The 2,388-nt window shown below is 47.9% G+C and carries 3 protein-coding genes and 1 pseudogene; all 4 read right to left on the minus strand.

Annotated elements, in window-relative coordinates; genetic code table 11:
- Positions 1-591: pseudogene (locus LZ463_RS28775) on the minus strand (hypothetical protein); the annotation flags it as partial.
- Positions 592-607: 16 nt separating this feature from the next.
- A complete protein-coding gene (locus tag LZ463_RS28780) occupies positions 608-904 on the minus strand; it encodes a hypothetical protein (RefSeq protein WP_241459760.1) in 297 nt (98 codons plus the stop codon).
- Positions 905-961: 57 nt separating this feature from the next.
- Positions 962-1,303, minus strand: a complete 342-nt coding sequence (locus LZ463_RS28785; RefSeq protein ID WP_241459761.1) for a hypothetical protein — start codon at positions 1,301-1,303, stop codon at positions 962-964.
- Positions 1,300-2,388, minus strand: a 1,089-nt coding sequence (locus LZ463_RS28790; RefSeq protein WP_241459762.1) for an RHS repeat-associated core domain-containing protein, incomplete at its 5' end; no start/stop codon positions are given. The genes LZ463_RS28785 and LZ463_RS28790, both read right to left, overlap by 4 nt.

Genomic DNA, 2,388 nt, shown 5'->3' on the forward strand with positions numbered 1-2,388 from the left:
GCGCTGGCCGTTGGCGTCATAGGTGTAGTTGACGACGCCTTTGGGGCTGGTGACCTGGGTGATGCGGTCTAAATTGTCGTAGACGAAGCTGATGTTGCCGTTCAAAGTGTCTGTCAACAATGTGACGCGATTGCCTGCATCGTAGCTATACGTGATGCTGCTGTTGTCGGCATAGGTGACGGTACGCAGGCGGTTGAGGCTGTCATAGGTGTAGCTGGTTTGCTGGTTCTTGCGGTCTGTACTTTGTTTGATGCGGTGTTCGTTGTCATAGACGATGCTGCTGTTTTGGTTTAAGGCATCGGTCTTGCCGGTGACGGCGTTGCGATCGTCGTAACTGAAACCGGTGCTGTGGCTGTTGGCGTCGGTGACGCTGGTGAGGTTGTCGTTGTTGTCGTAGCCAAAGCCGGTGTTCTGGTTGTTGGGGTCGGTGATGCTGGTGACCTGGTTGTAGTCGCTGCTGTAGGTGGCGCTGCTAGTGATGGCGTCGGCGGTGCCGGCATAGGCCAGGCAAAAAAGAAGGAGCAGGCACCAGCTGACGATATAGTGAGCAGTTTTTTTGATCTGGCTTATTTTTATCTCAATCCTGCTCATGGTTAATTAATTTTTTTTATGCTTTGCTTTGCAAAAGCTTCTTCTCTAACTCAAGTGCAAGAAAGTGATTGAAAGGCAGAAACGCCAATTTGACCGTGACATAAGCCATGACAACGATAACAGGAAGGCGATACTGGAATTGCGGCATGAGGATCATGAATGAAACCATCCCCACTATCTGCATAAGCACAGGTAACCACACCTGCCAACGTTGCCAGACAGTACCAAAGACGGGCAGTATCAAGGCGGATTGCTCCTGCTTGGATAAGCCCTTAAGTGAAGGGATCGAAGTTTTGTTCCAATAAATAGTCATACTCGTCATTTCAAAGAATACTTCTATGATTTTGTGGAATACCTTTGCAAAAATAATTCAAGGAGTCACTGAAATTTTATGAATACGTAGTACAGCACTGGCCGAGCTTGAAATCAGGTTTGGTTGTTTTAATAAATCACGTAGGACGACAACTGCTTGCTCTTTACCTCCGTGATTAATTAGATGCGCAGCAGCAGCAAACCTAACAGACGCTGCTTCATGCTCCAATAAAGGCAGAAGTAAGTCGAGAACAACCCCCTCCTTTGCCCAGCGAGCAACCATTTTTTCAGCTGCACGAATCCTTGCATTCGCAGCCTTTGCATCACCTGCATACACGTCCGACCATTCATCTATGGCATCTTGAACAAATTTTTCCAGGTCTTTTTCATTTTTCATCATAATTTCCCAGCAAGAGCTTTTTGAATAACATCTAAACCAATTTCGTATTGCTGCTGAAAAGGCAAACCATTTAGTGAGTCTCTCAACGTCATGTTTGTTCCACGAACCAATTTGGAGTAGTGTGCACTTATAGAATCGTGCACTGCTTCTGGTAAGCGTACCAAATTGTTGGTTGTATTCAGGACACTGGTAGGAAACCCGCTTCTAGCGGCCTGACATTGCTCCACAACATGATGAATGTCCTCTCCAGCCTGCGTACCAAGCGCTGTTTTCGCCTGTTTGAAACTACTGAATATTTGAACTGTGCCAATTTCTTCAGCAATGGTTGTAACTGCTCTTGCCGTCGATTTAGCCGCATTTGATGCAGGAGACGCAAACGGCAATATGGCACCGGTAGAGATTGCCGCGGCAATCTCTGCGCCAATCAGTAATTGTTCTGCATATATCACACCATAATAACAAGCAACGATTAGCGGCCCAAAACAACGTCCAGACGGGTCTGTATAGCTAATCGGATTCCCGCCCACATACCCATAAGTATTAATTCCCCCCGCTAACCCAATCGGGTCTTCTGCGATGAACCGATGTGTCGCGGGCGAGTAGTAGCGTGCGCGGTAATAGTACAGTCCATTCCCGTCATTCTCCCGCCCGGTGTACTGGAAGGCGTTATTGACGACAGCATCCGCCCTGGTATTACCATACGGGTCATAACTATAGTCAACAACTTTATCGCCTGTACCGTTTGTCAGACGTATGGTGGAACCAATGGCATCTGTCAGATAAGTCAGGCTGTTTGCCGTGCTACCCGTTCCACTCTGCTGCACCAGTACCTGATCTACCCCTGCGGTAATGTAGCTGGCTCTGATGTTGGCCGTATCTGCCTGGGTTGCATTGAGTCCATTGAGTTCCTGAACGATGTTGACACCATCATACACAAAGCCGGTACTGACACCATTCACAGTCTTTGTTTGTCTTCTGCCCAGTGCATCATAGGTAAAGCTGGCCGTTTCTGTGTTGGTGCTGTCCTTGATCTGAATGAGCTGGTTACGCGCATTCCACACATAGGTGTTGATGCCGTCCCCTGT

It is taken from the genome of Undibacterium paludis, assembly GCF_022568815.1.
Lineage (GTDB): Bacteria > Pseudomonadota > Gammaproteobacteria > Burkholderiales > Burkholderiaceae_D > Undibacterium.

Coding starts and splice junctions, on each gene's coding strand:
- LZ463_RS28780 (WP_241459760.1), bottom strand. CDS start 904: ATGACTATTTATTGGAACAAAACTTCGATCCCTTCACTTAAGGGCTTA.
- LZ463_RS28785 (WP_241459761.1), bottom strand. CDS start 1,303: ATGATGAAAAATGAAAAAGACCTGGAAAAATTTGTTCAAGATGCCATA.